Source organism: Agaribacterium sp. ZY112 (assembly GCF_041346925.1).
GTDB lineage: Bacteria > Pseudomonadota > Gammaproteobacteria > Pseudomonadales > Cellvibrionaceae > Agaribacterium.
Genome location: NZ_CP166840.1, coordinates 1059810 through 1081118 on the forward strand (window position 1 = coordinate 1059810; position 21309 = coordinate 1081118).

A 21309-nucleotide genomic window follows, 5' to 3' on the forward strand; every position below is an offset into this window, starting at 1 on the left:
GATATGAAATTAGGTGAGATTCTTGTCGAAGAAGGTCAGCTCGAATTAAATGCTGGTCGCAGAACCTTAAGCATGTCTATTGCTAATGTTGGAGATAGGCCGATTCAAGTGGGTTCACATTATCACTTTTATGAAACTAATTTAGCTTTACGTTTTGATCGGGAAGCTGCTCGAGGTATGCGTTTAAATATTGCCGCTGGAACAGCTGTGCGCTTTGAACCGGGCCAAGAGCGAGAAATAGAATTAGTGGAGCTAGCTGGCAAGCGCGAGGTATATGGCTTTCGCGGTGATGTCATGGGGCCACTCTAATGATATTTGTAACATGCTTGGACGAACTCAACTGAAGCTATAAGTAGAGAAAGGATTAGAAACACCATGGCAAAAATAGATCGTCGTGCTTATGCCGATATGTTTGGTCCAACTGTTGGTGACCGTGTTCGCTTGGGCGATACCGAATTATTCATCGAAGTGGAAAAAGATCACACCATCTATGGCGAAGAAGTAAAATTTGGTGGCGGTAAAGTTATTCGGGATGGAATGGGACAGAGCCAAGCTAGCTGTGCCGATACGCCCGATACCGTGATTACCAATGCTTTAATTTTGGACCACTGGGGAATTGAAAAAGCGGATGTCGCTATTAAAGCCGGGCGTATTGTTGGCATAGGTAAAGCAGGTAATCCCGACATTCAACCGGGGGTGACAATTGAAGTAGGCCCTGGTACCGAAGTGATTGCTGGCGAAGGTCAAATACTTACAGCCGGTGGTATTGATGCCCACATTCATTTTATTTGTCCGCAGCAAATTGAAGAAGCCTTAATGAGTGGTATTACCACCATGATCGGAGGGGGAACAGGGCCGGCAACCGGAACCAATGCAACTACATGTACGCCCGGGCCGTGGCATATCGGTAAAATGTTACAGGCCGCTGAAGCCTTCCCAATGAACATTGGTTTTTTAGGTAAGGGTAATGCCAGCTTACCGCTGCCACTGAACGAGCAGCTTGAAGCCGGTGCTCTTGGTTTAAAACTGCACGAAGATTGGGGTACAACCCCCGCTTCTATTGATAATTGTTTGAGTGTTGCGGAAAACTACGATGTACAAGTTGCGATTCATACAGACACTTTAAATGAAAGTGGCTTTGTGGAAGATACTATTGCTGCATTTAAGGGACGTACTATTCACACCTACCACACTGAAGGTGCAGGTGGTGGTCACGCTCCGGATATTATTAAAGCTTGTGGCAGTGACAATGTCCTGCCCTCGTCAACTAATCCTACTCGGCCTTATACGATAAATACTGTCGATGAACATTTAGATATGTTGATGGTATGTCATCACTTAGATCCTAATATTCCTGAAGATGTTGCGTTTGCTGATTCACGCATTCGTAAAGAAACGATTGCTGCAGAAGATATTCTGCATGATTTAGGGGCTTTTTCGATGATTTCATCTGACTCGCAGGCAATGGGGCGTGTTGGTGAAGTCGTTTGTCGAACTTGGCAAACTGCCCATAAAATGAAAATTCAGCGTGGCCCTTTGGCAGAAGATTGTGAACGTCATGATAATTTTCGCGCTAAACGTTATATTGCAAAGTACACAATCAACCCAGCTTTAGCTCATGGTGTAGCGCATGAGGTGGGTTCGGTTGAAGTAGGAAAGTTTGCCGATTTAGTATTATGGAAGCCAGCATTCTTTGGCATCAAACCATCGATTATTATGAAGGGTGGCGCAATTGCTGCGGCTCCGATGGGTGATCCAAATGCCTCTATTCCGACTCCGCAACCGGTTCATTATCGGCCAATGTTTGCGGCCTTTGGTAAAGCCCTGCACGAAACCTCTTTAAGTTTTGTTTCGCAAGCAGCGTTGGATGCAGGCTTAGCGGGGAGCCTGGAGTTAGAGCGCCGTTTAGTCGCGGTTAAGAATTGTCGAAGTGTTAAAAAACAATCAATGATCCACAATCATTGGCAGCCAACCGTTGATGTTGACCCTGAAACCTATGAGGTGCGCGCAGATGGTGAACTATTAACCTGTGAACCTGCAGATGTATTGCCCTTAGCTCAGCGTTATTCTCTGTTCTAAGTAATAGAGCGGACTCAATGTTTGATAAAGTAGTGACGCTGTTTTTAGAGAAAAGATTTAAGAATTTTATATGTTAGAAGCACACAAAATTACTCACCTTCATGAAGGTGATAAATATTTAGAAGTGATCGCTAGTTTTGAAGAACGTAAAAAGAGTCGTTATCGTACATCAACCAGTTGTGGTCAAGAGCTTGGTTGGTTTATCGAGCGTGGTTATGTGTTGCAAGAAGGTGATGTATTAGTCTGTAATGATGGCACCCTAGTTGTCGTTCGTTGCGCGGATGAGAAAGTGAGTAATGTTACTGCAAAAGATGAACTTAGCTTATTAAGGGCAGCCTATCATCTTGGTAATCGCCATGTACCTTTACAAGTGAGATTAAACTTTCTTCGTTATCAAGAAGATTACGTACTTGACGATATGGTTAAAGGTTTAGGTTTAACGGTAGAGCACATTGAGGCGCCTTTTGAGCCTGAAAATGGTGCTTATGGTGGTGGCCATCATCACCATGATCATTAATTTATAGTCCGTGCATATGGATTTTTATCAAAGTAACTGAATTTTCTGTAAGCAGTTCATTGCAAGGCCTGCGGCGGCGGTTCGGTTCTCTACATTTAGCTTGCGAAATAATTGCTCCAAGTGTTTGTTAACTGTGCGCGGGCTCATATCGAGTATTAAGGCGATATCCCTATTCGCCTTGCCTCTAGCAAGCCACATAAAAACATCGGCTTCTCTGGGAGTAATAGGGAAGTTTTTAAGTAGCACGGTGCGTTCGTCTAAATCGTTTTCGTCGACCAAGCGGATAAGGTGGTCACCACTTCGCGAAAGGCCAATATAGACAGCCACATAGCTATGCTCAGAAGATTTAAAGTGGTTTTTATTACCTTTGTCAGGGCTTCGTTTTAGCCAGGTTTGTAAAGAATCTAGTAGCTTAGATAGAAGTGCAGCTTGATCGAGCTGGTTAATAATTTTTCCTGCTTCAGGGGTAGACCAAGAGACGCCTCGCTGCGCATCCAGTGCCAGTACATTTTGGCCTGCATGATCAAGCGCACTTTGGGCGTCTTTTGCCGCTCTTGCTAAGGTCAGATGGGTCTTTATTCGTGCAATTAGCTCTTGGGGTTTGATTGGCTTGGTCAAAAAATCAGTTCCGCCAACATCAAAACCTCTAACAATACTGTCTGTATCACTTAAGCCTGTCATAAAAATAATAGGGGTATTTTGTAATGCAGGTATCGCTTTAATATTAAGGCAGGTTTGAAAGCCATCGATAGTTGGCATTAATGCATCCAACAAGATGATATCTGGCTGCATCTTTTCTGCGATACTAAGCGCTTGATTGCCATCAAGCGCAACAAGTGTTGTCATTTCAGCAGGCTCCAAGATTCTACTGATAAGGCCAAGAGCTTCAGGAGAGTCATCAACAGCTAGCACAACATTGGTATTGGTACTGGTTCTATTCATCAGAGTTGCTCTGTACAATGTTAATCAGTTTTTCTAGTTCGACGTTTTGAATATGCTTTTTAAATAATCTAATAAAGCTTGTATCAACGGTCTGTGCGCGTTCTAATTCTTCTAAAATTACTTTTAATCCAGCAATATGACCGATTTTTGCTAGTTGACTAATTTGATCACAAAGTTGTTTGGGTGGAAGGTCTATTTTTTTATGCTCAAGTTCAGAAGTGGAAGAAGAATGAGTATCGAGTAATTGATCTTTATATTGCCAATCAATATTTAAGTGCTTGGCAATACTTTGAATCAAGCCGCTTAGCTTTATCGGCTTAATTAAGTAGTCGTCATAAGCTGGTTCTTTGTCGTCATCGAGACCATCTTCTATTGCATTAGCAGAAATAATAAGGATAGGACATTGTTCACCTCGCTCTCGTAATTTTCCGGCGAGACTTGGTCCATCCATATCTGGCATTAAGCGGTCAAGTAATATGATGCTAGGTGAAAAATTATTAAGAAGATTTAAGCAGTTAGCAGAATTTTGAGCTTCAACGACTGAAAACCCAAGAGGGGTTAAAAAGTCATTGATCAAACCTCGGTGGGCGGGTTCGTCATCAACGACAAGTACAGTTTTTCTTTCACCGCTATAACCAATTATTTCTTTGGCAATGCCTTTATGAATAAGGTTTTGTCTAGTTTGTGGCAAAGCAAGTTTCACTGTAAATGTGCAACCACCACTTTGATTGTTAGTGACACTTATGTCTCCGCCCATAATATCTGTCAGAAGCCGAGTGATAGTCAGTCCTAAACCTGTACCACTCACAGAAGGTGATTCAGGTCTTCTTACTCGTTCAAATGGACGGAATATTCTTTCCATTTCTGTTTCTGGAATACCAACACCGGTATCTTTAATAGTGAAATCCACCACTTGATTTCGGTAGTGGACAGAAAGGCTGACCTGCCCTGCTTCAGTAAACTTTAAGGCATTAGACAACAAATTAATTAATATTTGCCTTAACCTTTTTTCGTCACCGATCACTAAGGTAGGCAGCACACTTAGTGTTTCATAGGTAAACGTTAAGCCTTTATTCTCTGCCTGAAGCTTAAACATATTAACAATTTGTGACATTAACTGCTGGAGCTCTATCGTATCTCGATGAACCTCAATTTGACCGGCTTCAATTTTTGATATATCCAACAAGCCTTCAATCAAGTCAGCTAAGTGAACACTGCTTCGGCGGATAATGGTAAGTTGTTCTGTGGCGTGCTGTGGCAGAGAGCTATCCATCTCAAGAAGTTGGGCGTAGCCTAATACTGTATTTAATGGTGTTCTAAGCTCATGGCTGATGCCCGTCAGGTATCGGCTTTTAGCATTATTTGCGGCCTCAGCTAGTTCTTTGGCTATCTGTAATTGTTTATCGGTATCTTTATGTGCGAGTATTTCTTCTCTTAGTCGTCGGGTTTGAATGTTTGATTCTTCTTGCGCTACAAGTCGGCTTTCGTGGGCTAATATAAAAAGCCAGCAAATAACACCAGCAACAATAGTGAGGATGAAAAAAACGTTCCAAATCGTATTCTCTAGTAATAGGTCAAATGCAAGATTTCCAGTGAGACTGTTGAGATATATAAGTATTAGTAAGATGCCAGATATGCTTACAACCAAAAGAAGTAAGCTTATAAAACTAAAGAGTCGAACGTTTATATATTTCTCAAGAGTGCTTGGCGTAAAGTTATGAACAAAGTTTGTTATTCTTTGACCGATGTTTAAGGTTGGTTTACATATATCTTGGCAGCGAGAATCGATAGAGCAGCATAAAGAGCAAATATTTCCCTCATAAGCAGGGCAAAAACTAGAATCTTCTTTTTCGAATTTATTTTTACAGATGGTGCATTCGACATGAGATATAGAGCTGGCAAATACATGTGGCTTACGGGCAATATAAAACTTGCTCTTGGTTAATATGGCGATAATTGGAACACAGATTAATGTGCTGGCTAAGGCTACTAGGTGGGCAAGCGCCTTTAATAGCTCACCTGCTATTCCTAAAAAACAGGTTATGCCAAGGGCCGAAGCAATTAGCATTGCACCGATGCCTACGGGGTTGATGTCAAATAAATGAGCTCGTTTGAACTCGATATAGCTGGGAGACAAACCTAAAGGCTTATTTATAATAAGATCAGCAACAATGGCTCCTACCCATGCCACAGCAACAATGGCATATACACTTAGGGTATTCTCAAATGCTTGATAGATGCCTAGCTCCATTAGTAAAAGTGCAATGGCAACATTAAAGATAAGCCATACCACCCTTCCAGGGTGGCTGTGAGTGAGCCTAGAGAAGAAATTAGACCATGCGATAGACCCAGCATAAGCATTGGTAACATTGATTTTCAGCTGTGAGAGAATCACAAAAATACCAGCAAGAAGTAATGCTAAGTGTTGATTCTGGGTCACAAAACTAAAGGCAACTGAGTACATAGTGGTAGGGTCGCCGGCATCGACAAGGCTATAACCTTGCTGTATTGCCACGACAGCTAAGAAAGAACCAGCTAAAATCTTTATGGCTCCAATAATTACCCATCCAGGCCCCGAAAGGATTAGAGCCGTCCACCAGCGTAATTTATTTTTTGCATTTTTTTCTGGGAAAAAACGTAAAAAGTCTACTTGCTCACCAATTTGCGCTACAAGTGAAAACATGACAGAAGCGGCAGCACCTACTAGTAGTATGTTTACTCCAGCTTCTTCTTGCTTGCTTCCGACGTAGTTTTGCCAATCGTTTAGTAAGCCTGTGTCGTGCTGCAAAATAAAAACAAAGGGTATGAGCTGAAGTACCACCCAAATGGGTTGACTCCATAATTGAAATCGGCTGATAAAGGTAATGCCATAGAAGACGAGAGGAATAACTATAAGGGAGCTTACAACATAACCCATTGCGAGTGGCAACCCGGTCAATAGTTCAATCGCCTTAGCCATGATTGCGGCCTCAAGCGCAAAAAATATAAACGTAAAGGACGAATAAATTAATGACGTGGCAGTTGAGCCAATATAACCGAATCCTGCACCACGAGTGAGCAAGTCTATATCAACGCCATATTTTGCAGCATAAAAACAAATCGGCAAGCCAGCAAAAAATATTATCAAACTAACAATTGCAACGGCTAAAAGCGTATTTTCAAAACCATAGTTAATAGTAATTGCAGCGCCGATAGCCTCTAAGACTAGAAATGATATGGCTCCTAAAGCGGTATTAGCGACTCTAGCTAGTGACCAGCGGCGAGATTGTTTGGCCGTAAAGCGAAGTGCGTAATCTTCAAGAGATTGATTGCTAACCCACTGATTGTAGCGTCTTCGAACACGAAAGATTTCTTGTTTGGTAGTTGTCATTTGGCTTCTCTATACGTGCCTATACCTGGTAGTTGTTAAAACGCCTATCCAGGCTTGGGTACGAAGGCCCTCTACTACTGTGGGCTAACGGCCAATATTTCCTTTTGTTTTTAGAGCTAGTCTGTTTTGTATCAGCACAAAATATTCCAATATCTATTTTTTCTATAAACAAGCCTGCACGCGATACTAAATAGGTCATTTAGGCAGATCAATGCGTCAAATAACGTAGTGGTAGTGATCAATCTCCGCATGTTGTTGTTGCGTCATGCTAAGCAGAATAGTCATCGAGATTAGCTCTATTCAACTGTTCCCAGTACTCGAGGATTTTTTGCCATGAAAAAAAATACTGCATTATTAACAAGTCATCGCACGGTTGCGAAGAGATCGCTTTCGAGGCGATCGCTGCTCGGCATGATATTAGTTGCCTCTAGCTTGTTTTCAGCAGCCAGTAAAGCCGCTGATTCTGTGAATACGACAGGGCTAGCTGTTACAGACGATACGGTTAAGGTTGGTATCTTGCACTCCCTAACCGGAACCATGGCTATTAGTGAAACGGGGGCGCAAGAAGCCGAGAAGCTTGCTATCAAGCAAATCAATGAGATGGGCGGTGTTCTGGGGCGCAAGATTGAAATTATCCAAGAAGACGGTGCGAGTGATTGGCCAACATTTGCAGAGAAATCACGAAAGCTACTAGTTAAGGATAAGGTCGCAGCTGTGTTTGGATGTTGGACATCGGCATCACGTAAAGCAGCGCTGCCGGTCTTTGAAAAGGAAAATGGCCTACTTTATTACCCGACTTTTTATGAAGGTTTAGAGCAATCTAAAAACGTAATTTATACCGGTCAAGAAGCTACTCAGCAGATCATTGATGGCTTGAACTGGGTGGCAAAAGAAAAAGATGCAAAAACATTCTACCTAATTGGGTCGGACTATATTTGGCCACGTACATCAATGAAGATCGCGCGTAAGCACATTGAAAATGTACTTGGCGGTAAGGTCGTTGGTGAAGAATACAAACCTCTTGGTAATACTCAATTTGGCTCAGTTATTAACAAAATTCGTCTTAAGAAACCCGACGTAATTTACGCCGCTGTTGTAGGCGGTTCAAACGTAGCTTGGTTTAAGCAACTTAAAGCCGCTGGTATTACTTCTAAGAAGCAAACTTTACTTACTATCTCCGTAACAGAGGACGAGGTGCTAGGCATTGGCGGTGAAAACCTTGAAGGTTTCTATTCAATCATGAAGTACTTCCAGAGTCTTGATAATGAAAATAACAAAAAGTTTGTAAAAGCTTTTAAAGAAATGTGGGGCGAAGACAGTGTTATAGGTGATGTGACTCAGGCTGCATATCTTGGCCCATGGTTATGGAAAGCGGCTGTTGAGAAGGCAGGAACATTTGATGTCGACAAGGTGGTAGAGGTATCCGAGAAAGGAGATATTGAATTGACCAGTGCACCAGAAGGTTATGTGAAATTACACCCCAATCATCATTTATGGAGTAAAGCACGAGTAGGCATGTGGGGTAAAGATGGCCAGGCAACGGTGGTATATGAGTCTGATCTAATTGAGCCAGACCCATTCCCAGCGGGTTATCAATAATTTAACTCATAGTCGGTGGCGTTTGCTGCCGACTTATTTTGGTCTAGCGGAGATTCATTATGGGCGATTATAGCTACGCAGAACTCGGTGCCATATTTGCGATGCAAGGTTTCGCAGGCATTAGTTTATTTAGTGTTTTACTTTTAATGGCGCTTGGCCTTGCGATTATTTTTGGCCAAATGGGCGTGATCAATATGGCTCACGGTGAGTTTATGGCCGTAGGCGCTTATGTTACTTATTTTATATCAAGCATGACTGAGCAGTATCTTCCTCAGTTAATGCCATATTATTTTATTATTGCGATTGTTATTGCTTTTTTCACTGCAGGTGCTTTGGGTTACCTTGCTGAGTGGGGCTTGATTCGCCACCTTTATAAAAGACCTCTAGATACTCTACTAGCGACTTGGGGCTTGAGCCTCATTATGCAGCAAGCTTTTCGTACAATATTTGGTGCCCGCGAAGTAAGCCCCACACTTCCTGAATGGCTGCTTGGTTCATATCAGCCAACAGACATGATTGATATTCCTCTCAATGGCATGTTTGTTTTAGCGCTTACTATTGTTGTTACCGGAGGCGTTTTTTATTTATTGCTTAAATCCAGTTGGGGCTTACAAGTACGTGCGACAACACAGAACCGAGTAATGAGTGGTGCTGTTGGTATTAATACCAAATTAGTCGACAGATTAACCTTTGCACTTGGCTGTGGCATCGCCGGTATTGCTGGAGCTGCCTTTACCACTATCGCCTCCACAGGACCAACCACGGGTTCTCTATATATTGTTGATACATTTATGGTTGTTGTCTTTGGTGGTGCTGCAAGTTTATTTGGAACTATTGCGTCCGCATTTTCTATTGCTCAAGCTCAATCGATTCTTGAATTCTTTATAAGTGGTTCGATGGCCAAGGTTTACACCTTGTTAGTACTGGTGCTGATCTTAATGTTCAAGCCGGAAGGCCTGTTTGCAAGCAAGGTAAGACGCTAATACCGCGTAATCCTAGGGGAATGATGATGAACTATTTTTACAAAAATTTTATGGGTGGTAAGTCGGGATTAAGTGGATTTATTATCTTGGCGATACTTATCTTATGTGTTTTACCTATGGCCCTAGATATCTTTAGGCTGAATCTAGTTGGTAAATACCTCACTTATGCTTTTGCCGCAGTTAGCTTAGTGCTGCTTTGGGGTTATGGAGGTACCTTAAGTCTAGGTCAGGGTATCTTCTTTGGGCTTGGTGGCTATGCCATGGCAATGTTCTTAAAGTTAGAGGCCTCTTCGCCTGAAAATACGTCGATTCAATCAACTCCAGGTATACCTGATTTTATGGATTGGAATCAGCTAACAGAACTACCGTGGTTTTGGGAGCCCTTCCATAGCTTTACTTTCACCATTCTAGCTATTTTGATTGTACCGGCTTTATTCGCTTTTATTATCGGGGCTGCCATGTTTAAACGTAGAGTGGGCGGCGTATATTTCGCAATTATTACTCAAGTGATTGCCGTCATACTCACCGTACTCATTGTTGGCCAGCAAGGTTATATTGGTGGAATTAATGGCATCACTGATCTTCGTACACTAAATGGCTGGGATATAACATCTGATAGTGCGAAATATATATTTTATTTTATTAATGCTTTTTTACTTCTTGCAGTAATCATTATCTCAAGATTTATATTGACCAGTAAATTTGGTCGTTTGCTTCTAGCAATGCGAGATAAGGAAGACCGTGTTCGGTTTTCTGGCTACGACGTAGCGAACTTCAAAATATTCATATTTTGTGTCGCAGCAGTAATCTCAGCTATTGGCGGTGCCATGTTTACGTTGCAAGTGGGTTTTATGTCACCGTCTTTTGTGGGCATCGTTCCTTCAATTGAGATGGTTATATTCTGTGCTGTGGGTGGGCGTATGTCGATAATAGGAGCAGTATACGGAACCTTGTTGATTAATTTTGGTAAAACAGCATTTTCTGAATCATTTCCTGAGCTTTGGCTGTTTCTTATGGGCGGCTTGTTTATCGCTGTTGTGATGTTTTTTCCAAATGGACTGGCAGGAATTTGGGAAAATCATAGCGAAAAATTGACGAAGCCTTTGCAAGCACTCGTTTCTCGCTTTAAAGGGAGCATAGAGGGAAACATTCAAAGGCGAGAGAGCAAGATTGAGTCGTAGTGTAAATGCATTAATCCATGCTAAAGGTGAATAAATATGAGTTCGGAAACAGATTTTACCCTGGCTATTGAAAACTTGACGGTATCGTTTGACGGCTTTAAAGCCGTTGATGATTTGACCTTGTATATCGATAAAAATGAACTGCATGTTGTTATTGGCCCTAATGGGGCTGGAAAAACGACGGTTCTGGATTTGATATGCGGTAAGACAAAAGCAAGCTCAGGGAGTATTAAGTTTTTAAACAAAGAGTTAACTAAGAAAAGTGAGCATGAGATTGTTAGGTCAGGTGTAGGAAGAAAATTCCAAACACCTTCCATCTATGAAAATCTAAGTGTATTTGAAAACCTAGAGGTCTCTTATCCCCAGGGGCGAACTGTCATGGGTAGTCTGTTTTTTACTCGCGGTGTCGATGTGGTGCAAAAAATAAGACAGATTGCTAAAGAAATATCTTTGGAAGAGTCACTTAATGCTCAGGCTGGTTTGTTGAGTCATGGTCAAAAGCAATGGTTAGAAATTGGGATGTTGTTGATACAAGATCCAGAGCTATTGATGCTTGATGAGCCTGTAGCTGGTATGAGTGTAAAGGAGCGGGAGTTGACAGCAAATCTATTAAATAAAATATCCAAAGGTCGTTCAGTTCTTGTTATTGAGCACGATATGGAGTTTGTAGAAAAAATTGCTGACAAGGTGACAGTGCTTCACCAAGGAAAGATATTGGCTTCGGGTGATATGGATAAAGTTCAGAAAGATCCTAATGTTGTCGAAGTTTATTTAGGCCATTAATCAGTTTGAGGTCGAAAAAACCATGCTAAATGTAGTTGATCTAAAAGTTTCATACGGTGAAAGTGAAGTTATACATGGCCTAAATTTTAGTGTTAGCAAAAATGAGACACTGGCAATTATGGGGCGAAATGGAATGGGTAAAACCACTTTGTTTAAATCACTTATTGGAGTGCTTAAATCAAGTGAGGGTGTCATTGATATCGATGGAATTAACGTTGCCGCTATGGATAGCTATAAACGGGTTGAAAATGGTATTGCTTATGTTCCTCAGGGGCGAATGATATTTCCAAATATGACCGTTAAAGAGAATATTGAATCTGGAATGCAAGTGTCAAAGCTTAAACAAGTTCCTGACGATATATACGCACTATTTCCAGTACTTAGAGATATGAGAAATCGTAAGGGCGGCAACCTATCGGGGGGGCAGCAGCAACAGCTGGCTATTGCTAGAGCTTTAGTAACTAACCCTAAGGTACTGTTGCTAGATGAACCTACGGAAGGTATTCAGCCATCCATCATTAAAGATATAGCAAATGATTTAAATGAGATTAAGAAGCTAAGAGACATCACTATTGTGGTATCAGAGCAAGTTCTAAGCTTCACCATGGCGGTTGCTGATCGGATTATTGTTATTGATAAAGGTGAGTTTATTCATGAAGGCAAGCGTGAGAACTTAGATACAGAAAAAGTTAAGTCTTACTTGTCTGTATAAACCAATACGTCATTTTACGTAGTTGCTTAGGTTAATTGTCGAATTCAATGTTTTTCACTAGGGCTTGATAATGAATCCGTGCTTTGGCCCTAAGCAAATGTTGACTGGTCAAGATTATCTGCTAAATCGGAGAGAATAATGGCAACTAGAATCATAGAAGTTAATTTGAATGAGTCTCCTTATGACAATGAAAAAATTCATAATCGCTGGCATCCGGATATTCCAATGGTGGAAACGGTAAAACCGGGTGATGACTTTATCATTGAGTGCTACGACTGGACCGGTGGTCAAATTAAGAATAATGACGACGCCTCTGACGTTCGTGATGTTGATTTATCCAAGGTGCATTTTTTATCTGGGCCAGTAGGTGTCGAAGGCGCAGAACCTGGAGACTTACTAGAGGTTGATATATTAGATATCGGTACTTTTGAAGAGTCTTTATGGGGCTTTAATGGTTTCTTTTCAAAGAAAAACGGTGGTGGCTTTTTAACAGAACATTTTCCAGAAGCGCAGAAGTCTATCTGGGACATAAATGGCATGTTCACAAAGTCGCGGCATGTTCCTGGGGTAGAGTTTGCAGGATTAATTCACCCAGGATTAATAGGCTGCCTACCCTCTAAAGAGTTGTTAGAAGAGTGGAATACTCGAGAGCAGGCTCTATTTGATACAGATCCTGAGCGTACACCACCCTTGGCGACCTTACCTTATGCTGAAACAGCGCATATGGGAAAACTAACTGGCGAAGAGCGAGAGAAAGCAGCTGCAGAAGGTGCAAGAACAGTGCCCCCGCGTGAGCATGGTGGTAACTGTGATATCAAAGATTTATCTCGTGGTTCTAAAATCTACTTTCCAGTCTATGTTGATGGTGGTGGCCTATCTGTAGGTGACTTACATTTTAGTCAGGGTGATGGCGAAATTACTTTCTGTGGGGCCATTGAAATGGCTGGCTGGATACACATGAGAGTGAATTTAATTAAAGATGGTATGAGTAAATACGCCATTAAAAACCCTATTTTTAAACCTAGCCCAATTACGCCGAAGTATGATGACTATTTGATTTTTGAGGGTATATCGGTTGATGAAAGTGGCGAGCAGCATTATTTAGATGTTCATATCGCCTACAGGCAGGCGTGCTTAAATGCAATTAATTACTTAGAAAAATTTGGTTACTCGCGAGCCCAGGCCTACGCCATTCTTGGTACAGCGCCGGTGCAAGGCCATATTAGTGGTGTTGTTGATATTCCAAATGCATGCGCAACGTTATGGTTACCGACTGATATTTTTGAGTTTAACGTACAGCCCGGTGCTGATGGGCCGAAGAAAGAGTTAGACGGCAGCGTAGACGTGCCTTTAGCTCCGGATCTTGATTGAGGCACTAAGTTTGCGGGTGGTCATAATGATGCCCGCCTTTTTTTAATAAGAATCAGGGGAAGACGATGCCTGTCTATGATTATAAGTGCGAGCAGCATGGCCGTTTCTACGGCTTAGCAACAATGGATGATAGCGATAAACCCGCGCACTGCCCCGAGTGTGGCAAGGTGAGTGCGAGGATTATTGTTATTTCACCCGATATTCTTGCTATGGATAAAGATAAAAAACAGGCCCATGAATTAAACGAAAAAAATCAACATGAGCCGACTTTATCAAGTAAAGCTAGACGAGCCGAAGATGAGGAGCATAAAGCTGGATGCGGCTGCGAGAAAAAGCTAGGAAAAGCTAAAATGATGTATACCGCACGCGGTGAGAAAATATTCCCTTCAATGAGACCCTGGATGATCAGTCACTGATCTCTAGTCGTAATCTTAATTAGGCCTCTAGTAAGCCATGTTTACTAGAGGCCCTGTATTTTTAGAGTAACTTTTGCTCACTATGCCGTGCTTTGCAAGTACATCGATTTTTAGTAGGCTTAATGATTTATAAGTTAAGTTAATGATGCAAGCCCCTAGTGCCCTATTAAAGTTAATGTATTTGGTAAGCCCTGCCCTTCCTATTGGCGCTTACGCTTATAGTCAGGGGCAAGAGTGGGCGGTTGATGCTAACTGGATTCAGAGTGAAGATGAACTCTGTGACTGGTGGCAAGGGTTGATGTATAACAGCTTGGCTGTATGCGATTTACCCATTCTTATGCGGTTATACGACGCGTGGCATCAAGAAAATTATGAGCAGGTCCGTTATTGGGATCAGTTTTTGATAGCCAGCCGAGAGACCTCGGAGTTATTACTCGAAGACACTCAGCTGGGTATCGCGCTAAAACGCGTACTTGAGACGCATCAGTTCACACGCTGCGAGTTGGTTGGTGAGAGGCCAAGTTTTGTAACTTTGTTTGCATTAGCTGGTGTAGAGTGGCAAATTGATAAGTCCGAATTGCTGCAAGGTTGGTTGTGGTCTTGGTTGGAAAATCAAGTGGCTGCTGCATGTAAAGCTGTACCTTTAGGTCAGACTCAAGCACAGCGAATGTTGATGCGTTTGATTGATGATATTCCCTTGGTTATCCAGCAGGCCTCACTGTGTGAGGATGAAGATATTGGTGCAGGCCTACCAGGCTTGGCACTGGCATCTTGCTTGCACGAGCGACAATACTCCCGGCTTTTTAGAAGCTGATCTATAAAAGAAACCTAAAACAACTAATTTGTAAATGACATGAAAAAACCTCCCTTAAGACTTGGTATTGGTGGCCCTGTAGGGTCGGGTAAAACGGCCTTGGTAAAAGAGCTGTGTAATGCGATTAAAGACAAATACAACATCGCTGTAATTACCAACGATATCTATACCCGTGAAGATGCAGACTTTTTATTGCGTCATGAATCCTTAGATGCAGATCGTATCATGGGGGTTGAAACTGGCGGTTGCCCTCATACGGCTATTCGTGAAGATGCGTCGATGAATTTAAGCGCTGTTGCTGAGTTACAGCAGCGTCATGAAAATTTGGATCTGATCTTAATCGAAAGTGGTGGCGATAACTTAGCGGCTACGTTTAGCCCAGAACTCAGTGATTTAACACTTTATGTTATTGATGTAAGTGCTGGCGATAAAATCCCCCGTAAAGGTGGGCCGGGCATTACTAAAAGTGATTTATTGATTATTAATAAAATCGATTTGGCTCCATTGGTAGGGGCTGATCTTGATGTTATGGATAGAGATGCAAAGAAGATGCGTGGGGATAAGCCTTTTATCTTCTCTAATCTTAAGGATGAAACTGGCTTACAGGATATTATTCGTTTTATCGAAAAAGCCGGAATGCTCGGTTAGGTAGTTGCTGTGGACACATTGAGTCTTAGTTTATTTCTTGGTTCTGGTTTGGCCTGGGGCATGATTCACGCTTTTGACCCGGATCATATGGCTGCAGTTGCCGGTGTAAGTGCTGGTAGCGACAAGGCGGATACGGGGCTGTGGCGTTTTGCTTTACGCTGGTCGGCAGGGCATGGCTTGGCTATTGCCGCTATTGCAATGGCGGTGTTTGCTTTTGGTATGGCTATTCCTGAGCGTTTTAGCTTTTATGCTGAGAGCTCAGTTAGTTTTATGCTGATAGCACTTGGTTGTTTTGCTCTCTGGCGTTTAAAGTTCGACCGCCTCGGCGAGAAGAGTGCTCATGTATCCCAGCGTGGTGCTGTTGTTGTCGGTATCGTGCATGGTATAGCGGGCTCTGCACCGCTGTTGGCATTAATTCCTCTGTCACAAGTTGGCCACCCTTTAATCGCTCTTCTTTATGTGCTTCTTTTTAGTGCGGGCGTCTTGTTGGCCATGACAAGTTTGGGGCAAGTGCTCAGTTTTAGCCTGAACTTCGCGTCACGCGTGACTCAGCGTTATCAAAACGTCGCTCAAATTGGCTTTGCTCTGTTCTCAATTGGCGTTGGAATCTTTCTTTTGTTTTGATTGCACTGTAATTGATCGATATCAAAGCGATTTGACTTCTTTCAGGGCACCAATTTGGTGCCTTTGCTTTTCTTGTGGGTCCGACTTGGTGCTCGCATCACTCTTCTTGCTTAATGCATGCCTTGTTTTCTTCTGCTTCATTCAAAAAAATCTAATTAAAACAGCGGCTTAAAACTATTCGGCGCGTGTTTTTCGCTGTTGGCACCATCCGTGCTCTTACTCACTCGCTAAAAAGTAAAAGGGGTGACGCAATTAGAAACATCCCTACATATAGAAGATTCTGATCCTTTGGAGGAATAACATGAAGCAAGTTTTCAAAAAAACCGGTGCGGTACTTGGTGCAGCCGCATTAACGCTTAGTGCTCACGTTGCAATGGCTGCAGACACAATTAAAGTGGGTGTGCTTCACTCACTGTCTGGCACCATGGCGATTTCAGAAACCACATTAAAAGATACGGTTTTGATGATGGTTGAAGAGCAAAACAAAGCGGGTGGTTTATTAGGTAAGAAATTGGAAGCCGTTGTGGTTGACCCTGCTTCAAACTGGCCTTTGTTTGCTGAAAAAACAAAAGAGCTAATCGAGCAGAAAAACGTAGACGTGATCTTCGGCTGCTGGACTTCAGTTTCTCGTAAATCAGTATTGCCTGTTATTGAAGAGTTGAACGGTTTGTTGTTCTACCCTGTTCAATACGAAGGTGAAGAAAGTTCAAAGAATGTTTTCTACACTGGTGCAGCGCCTAATCAGCAAGCGATTCCTGCTGTTGATTATTTAATGGAAGAAGAAGGTGTTAAGCGTTGGGTTCTTGAAGGTACTGACTATGTTTACCCTCAAACAACTAACAAGATTCTTAAGTCTTACTTGATGAGTAAGGGCGTTGCTGAAGCTGACATCAGCGTTAACTACACGCCTTTTGGTCATGCTGATTGGTCTACTCGCGTAAGCCAAATTAAAGCATTCGGTTCAGCGGGTAAGAAAACGGCTGTTGTATCAACTGTAAACGGTGATGCTAACGTTCCTTTCTACAAAGAACTTGCTAACCAAGGTATCAGCGCTGAAGACATCCCTGTTGTTGCCTTCTCTGTTGGTGAAGAAGAGCTTAGCGGTTTTGATACTGCGCCTCTTGTAGGTCACCTAGCTGCTTGGAACTACTTCCAGAGCGCTGAATCTGACGCTAACGATGCCTTTATTGCCAAATGGCGTAAATTCATTGGTGATGAAAAGCGCGTTACCAATGACCCAATGGAAGCAACTTATATCGGTTTCCAGGCTTGGGTAAAAGCGGTTGAGAAAGCTAAGTCTACTGATACTGATAAAGTTCGCATGGCTATGTACGGCATCGAAGTGCCTAACTTAACTGGTGGTGTAGCTAAAGTACTTCCTAACCACCACTTCACTAAGCCTGTTCTAATTGGCGAAATTCAAGCTGATGGTCAGTTTGATATCGTAAGCCAAACTGAAGAAGTTGCCGGTGATGCTTGGACTGATTTCCTTCCTGAGAGCGCGAAAATCATCTCTGATTGGCAGGACAAGAAAATCAACTGTGGTAACTACAACACTGAAACTAAAAAGTGTTCTGGCCAAAACTTCTAAGTTAAAAGCTTAGTTTGATGTTGAGCCACCTACCCTGTGGCTCCCATCAAAACATGTCTGCATTCATGCAGCTATAAAATGGCCTCCATATGAGGCCTTTTTTATTCCTAAAAAAATTATAAAGGTAAGTGATATGAATTTACTTGCTAACCTAACGCTGATTCTTGGCGTATTACTTGGTGCAAATTCAATTCAGGCGAAGACATTTGAAGATGTTTTGCCTAGCCTTAATCAAGGTTCCTACGGTGATAAAGCCGAAGCCATTGAGTTAATGGCAACAATCGATGACGAGCGTGTATTGCCAACTTTTTTAGCCTTATTGGATGCTCGGTTATTTTTTAAAAAAGATAGTTCCACATTTGTCATATTGAAAGATGTTAAAGACCTTAGCAGTGCGAAAAATGCCATAACGGGCGAGGTTGTCGCTGTTGATAGTAAGCGTGCAATTAAAAAAGTACGCATCAACAATAAATTACGTCGTACCTTGCGCCCGCTTTTGGCTGTATTGCAATTATCGAGTGATGATGTAAAAACTCGTTTGTCTTCAGCGCAAGATCTTGCAAAAAAACCTGACCCCAGCTTACGGTCGATAATTGATCAGGCGTATAAAACTGAAGAAGTTAACAAGGTGAAGAATGCTTTAGAGCTGACTTTGGCTTTGATTGATATTAAATCTGATGTTGAAGCCGAGCGCTTACTTGCTGTTGGTATTTTGGGCTCATCTGTTGAACCAGAAGTAGTAGCAGTGCTTAAAACGTTGGCGGAAAAAAACGAGGATGGCACATGGAAGGACCAACACGCCGCTGTTGCTGAGTTAGCTGCACAGAAATTGGCCGTGGTAGAGGACAGGGTAAAGTTATTTAAGTTTTCTGAGAATATTATTTTTGGTTTGAGTTTGGGCTCGATCTTGTTGCTTGCTGCTATTGGTTTAGCAATTACCTTTGGTGTTATGGGGGTTATTAACATGGCCCATGGCGAAATGATTATGCTAGGTGCATATACAACGTTCGCTATTCAGCAATTATTTCCATCAATGATGAATTGGTCTTTATTAATGGCCATACCTGCGGCATTTTTAGTCAGTGGTTTTGTTGGCGTGTTAATTGAGCGCCTTGTTATCCGCCATCTTTATGGCCGCCCTCTCGATACTCTATTGGCAACCTTTGGTATTAGTTTGATATTGCAGCAAGCCGTGCGCATGTACAGCTCTAATAATGTTGCGGTAGTTACCCCTGACTGGTTGGCCGGTTATTGGGCCGTGAATGGTGCGATGTCTCTAACCTACAACCGTATTTATATTTTGGTTTTTGCCTTGATTGTACTGGCCATGCTGGCCGTCGTACTTAAGCGAACCATGATGGGTTTGCAAATGCGTGCAGTGACTCAGAACCGAGCGATGGCGACGTCTATGGGGATCCGTTCAGGTTGGGTTGATGCCATGACCTTTGGTTTGGGGTCGGGGATTGCCGGTATTGCCGGTGTTGCGCTTAGCCAAATTACCAATGTCGGCCCCAACCTCGGTCAAGGTTATATTATCGATAGCTTTATGGTGGTGGTTTTTGGTGGTGTGGGTAACTTACTGGGTACCTTCTTTGGTGCCATGAGTTTGGGCCTTGCTAACAAGTTATTAGAACCCTATGCCGGTGCCGTAGTTGGTAAAATTATTGTACTTGTATTTATTATCTTATTTATCCAATGGCGACCTCGCGGCTTGTTTGCGCTTAAAGGTCGGTTTGTGGAGGATTAATCATGTTAAAACACAGCCTCCTTTATACACTGATACAAAACGACAAAGTCGGTCGCTGGGTAATCCTATGCATCACTGCTATGGCTTTTGTTATTCCTTTTCTTAACTTGGTCATGCCTGAAGGCAGTTTTTTCCACGTGCCTACGTATGTGGTCACCCTGCTCGGTAAATATCTTTGTTATGCCCTGCTTGCTTTAGCCTTAGATTTAGTTTGGGGTTATTGCGGTATTTTGAGTCTTGGTCACGGTGCGTTTTTTGCGCTCGGGGGTTATGCCATGGGTATGTACTTAATGCGTCAGATCGGCGACAGAAGTATGTACGGCAATGCAGACCTGCCTGATTTTATGGTGTTCTTAAACTGGACGGAATTACCTTGGTATTGGCAAGGTTTTGACATGTTTGGTTTTGCCATGTTGATGGTGGTGCTAGTGCCAGGAATTTTGGCTTTCCTTTTTGGTTGGTTAGCTTTTCGTTCACGTGTAACCGGTGTTTACCTTTCCATTATTACTCAAGCTTTAACCTACGCTTTAATGCAAGCATTTTTCCTTAATGACTTTGGTTTTGGTGGTAACAACGGTTTAACGGATTTTAAAGACATACTTGGCTTTAATATCCAAGCCGATGGCACTCGTGTGGCCTTGTTCTTTATTACGGCAATGATACTGGTTGTTTCTTATTTGGTGTGTCGCTTTATCACTGAAAGTAAGTTTGGCCGAGTACTTGTTGCTATCCGTGATTCAGAAAGCCGAGCCCGCTTCTTGGGTTATCGTGTTGAGCATTACAAACTATTAGTATTTGTTTTCTCTGCGGCTTTAGCGGGTATTGCCGGTGCGTTGTTTGTGCCCCAGGTTGGTATTATCAATCCAGGCGAGTTTAGCCCAATTAATTCAATTGAAATTGTTATTTGGGTGGCCCTTGGTGGCCGAGGCACATTATATGGAGCCATCATTGGCGCTATTGTTGTTAACTACGCTAAAACCTATTTCACCGGAGCCTTCCCTGAAATTTGGTTGTTCTTCTTAGGTGCGCTGTTTGTTCTGTCTACAACTTCTCTGCCGCAAGGTTTGGTTGGTTTAGCAGAAAAATTAATGAAAAAGGTTAAACCCTTACCTATTCACGACACAGAAGCCAAGCCTGAAGAAAAAGTTAATAAGGAGGCCGAAGCATGATTGAAGTTAAACATCTCGAAACCGTGCAAAGTCTCTTGTACTTAAACGGTGTAACTAAAAGCTTTGATGGTTTTAAAGCCATTAATAATTTGAGCTTGGATATTGCACCCGGTGAGTTGCGTGCAATTATTGGCCCTAATGGCGCTGGTAAAAGCACCATGATGGATATCATCACCGGTAAAACTAAGCCCGACGAAGGTGAAGTTAAATTCAAAGACGTCATTGATTTAACTAAACATGACGAAGCCGACATAGCTAATTTAGGTATAGGCCGTAAGTTTCAAAAACCAACGGTGATTGAAAGCCTAAGTATTTGGAATAACCTCGACCTTGCGCAAGCCGGTGGTCGCGGTATTTGGCAGAGCATGTTTGCCAAATTGCGAGGCGAACAAAAAGAGCGCATTGAAGCGGTGCTTGTTCAAATTGGTTTATTTGAGCGCAAGCATGATTTAGCTGTGAACTTAAGCCACGGTCAAAAGCAGTGGTTAGAAATCGGTATGTTATTGATTCAAGAGCCAGAAGTACTGTTGGTAGATGAACCTGCCGGTGGTATGACGGATGTAGAAACCATGGAAACCGCCAAGCTATTAAAAGACATTAGTCAAAACCACAGCGTGATTGTGGTTGAGCACGATATGGATTTTGTACGGGCTCTGGAAAGTAAGGTCACTGTATTGCACGAAGGCAGCGTGCTTGCCGAAGGTTCTCTGGATAAAGTTAGCGCTGAAGAGCGTGTTATTGAAGTCTACTTGGGGCGATAACG

At 42.5% G+C, this 21309-nt stretch carries 19 protein-coding genes; 17 read left to right on the forward strand and 2 right to left on the reverse strand.

Annotated elements, in window-relative coordinates; all coding sequences use genetic code 11:
* Positions 1–3 precede the first annotated feature (3 nt).
* The 3 genes from AB1S55_RS04665 (at position 4) to ureE (ending at position 2596) form a co-directional block, all read left to right on the forward strand.
* A complete protein-coding gene (locus AB1S55_RS04665) occupies positions 4–309 on the forward strand; it encodes an urease subunit beta (RefSeq protein ID WP_370980627.1) in 306 nt (101 codons plus the stop codon).
* Positions 310–375: 66 nt separating this feature from the next.
* A complete protein-coding gene (gene ureC, locus AB1S55_RS04670) occupies positions 376–2079 on the forward strand; it encodes an urease subunit alpha (RefSeq protein WP_370980628.1) in 1704 nt (567 codons plus the stop codon).
* A gap of 70 nt (positions 2080–2149) precedes the next feature.
* Positions 2150–2596: an urease accessory protein UreE gene (ureE, locus tag AB1S55_RS04675; protein WP_370980629.1), complete on the forward strand. Its 447-nt coding sequence runs from the start codon at positions 2150–2152 to the stop codon at positions 2594–2596.
* A gap of 27 nt (positions 2597–2623) precedes the next feature.
* Here the strand turns inward: ureE and AB1S55_RS04680 are convergent, their stop codons facing one another.
* Complete coding sequence (locus AB1S55_RS04680) at positions 2624–3538, reverse strand: response regulator (RefSeq protein ID WP_370980630.1); 915 nt, start codon at positions 3536–3538, stop codon at positions 2624–2626.
* Complete coding sequence (locus tag AB1S55_RS04685; RefSeq protein WP_370980631.1) at positions 3531–6908, reverse strand: ATP-binding protein; 3378 nt, start codon at positions 6906–6908, stop codon at positions 3531–3533. Before AB1S55_RS04685 ends, AB1S55_RS04680 begins: the two co-directional genes overlap by 8 nt.
* A gap of 333 nt (positions 6909–7241) precedes the next feature.
* On the opposite strand from AB1S55_RS04685, the gene urtA (AB1S55_RS04690) reads away from it, so the two are divergent.
* The 14 genes from urtA (AB1S55_RS04690) (at position 7242) to urtD (AB1S55_RS04755) (ending at position 21307) form a co-directional block, all read left to right on the forward strand.
* The gene (gene urtA / locus AB1S55_RS04690) at positions 7242–8507 is read left to right on the forward strand and encodes an urea ABC transporter substrate-binding protein (RefSeq protein WP_370980632.1); all 1266 of its coding nucleotides are present in this window, start codon (positions 7242–7244) and stop codon (positions 8505–8507) included.
* A gap of 56 nt (positions 8508–8563) precedes the next feature.
* On the forward strand, positions 8564–9490 hold the full coding sequence (gene urtB / locus AB1S55_RS04695; protein ID WP_370981568.1) for an urea ABC transporter permease subunit UrtB: 927 nt from the start codon (positions 8564–8566) through the stop codon (positions 9488–9490).
* Positions 9491–9516: 26 nt separating this feature from the next.
* The gene (urtC, locus tag AB1S55_RS04700) at positions 9517–10671 is read left to right on the forward strand and encodes an urea ABC transporter permease subunit UrtC (RefSeq protein ID WP_370981569.1); all 1155 of its coding nucleotides are present in this window, start codon (positions 9517–9519) and stop codon (positions 10669–10671) included.
* Positions 10672–10707: 36 nt separating this feature from the next.
* Positions 10708–11454, forward strand: a complete 747-nt coding sequence (gene urtD, locus AB1S55_RS04705; RefSeq protein WP_370980633.1) for an urea ABC transporter ATP-binding protein UrtD — start codon at positions 10708–10710, stop codon at positions 11452–11454.
* Between the two features lie 22 nt (positions 11455–11476).
* The gene (gene urtE, locus AB1S55_RS04710) at positions 11477–12166 is read left to right on the forward strand and encodes an urea ABC transporter ATP-binding subunit UrtE (RefSeq protein WP_370980634.1); all 690 of its coding nucleotides are present in this window, start codon (positions 11477–11479) and stop codon (positions 12164–12166) included.
* A gap of 138 nt (positions 12167–12304) precedes the next feature.
* Positions 12305–13537 (forward strand): formamidase, encoded by a 1233-nt coding sequence (gene fmdA / locus AB1S55_RS04715; protein ID WP_370980635.1) that lies wholly within the window; start codon positions 12305–12307, stop codon positions 13535–13537.
* Between the two features lie 65 nt (positions 13538–13602).
* Positions 13603–13953 (forward strand): FmdB family zinc ribbon protein, encoded by a 351-nt coding sequence (locus tag AB1S55_RS04720; protein WP_370980636.1) that lies wholly within the window; start codon positions 13603–13605, stop codon positions 13951–13953.
* A gap of 142 nt (positions 13954–14095) precedes the next feature.
* A complete protein-coding gene (locus tag AB1S55_RS04725) occupies positions 14096–14767 on the forward strand; it encodes an urease accessory protein UreF (RefSeq protein WP_370980637.1) in 672 nt (223 codons plus the stop codon).
* A gap of 39 nt (positions 14768–14806) precedes the next feature.
* Positions 14807–15415, forward strand: a complete 609-nt coding sequence (gene ureG / locus AB1S55_RS04730; RefSeq protein ID WP_370980638.1) for an urease accessory protein UreG — start codon at positions 14807–14809, stop codon at positions 15413–15415.
* 9 nt (positions 15416–15424) lie between these two features.
* Entirely contained in the window at positions 15425–16039 is a 615-nt protein-coding gene (locus tag AB1S55_RS04735; RefSeq protein WP_370980639.1) for an urease accessory protein UreH, read from the forward strand.
* 301 nt (positions 16040–16340) lie between these two features.
* Positions 16341–17630 (forward strand): urea ABC transporter substrate-binding protein, encoded by a 1290-nt coding sequence (gene urtA / locus AB1S55_RS04740; RefSeq protein ID WP_370980640.1) that lies wholly within the window; start codon positions 16341–16343, stop codon positions 17628–17630.
* 133 nt (positions 17631–17763) lie between these two features.
* Entirely contained in the window at positions 17764–19377 is a 1614-nt protein-coding gene (gene urtB / locus AB1S55_RS04745; protein ID WP_370980641.1) for an urea ABC transporter permease subunit UrtB, read from the forward strand.
* A 2-nt stretch (positions 19378–19379) separates the two neighbouring features.
* A complete protein-coding gene (urtC, locus tag AB1S55_RS04750) occupies positions 19380–20546 on the forward strand; it encodes an urea ABC transporter permease subunit UrtC (protein ID WP_370980642.1) in 1167 nt (388 codons plus the stop codon).
* A complete protein-coding gene (gene urtD / locus AB1S55_RS04755) occupies positions 20543–21307 on the forward strand; it encodes an urea ABC transporter ATP-binding protein UrtD (RefSeq protein ID WP_370980643.1) in 765 nt (254 codons plus the stop codon). Before urtC (AB1S55_RS04750) ends, urtD (AB1S55_RS04755) begins: the two co-directional genes overlap by 4 nt.
* The last annotated feature ends 2 nt before the right edge of the window (positions 21308–21309 follow it).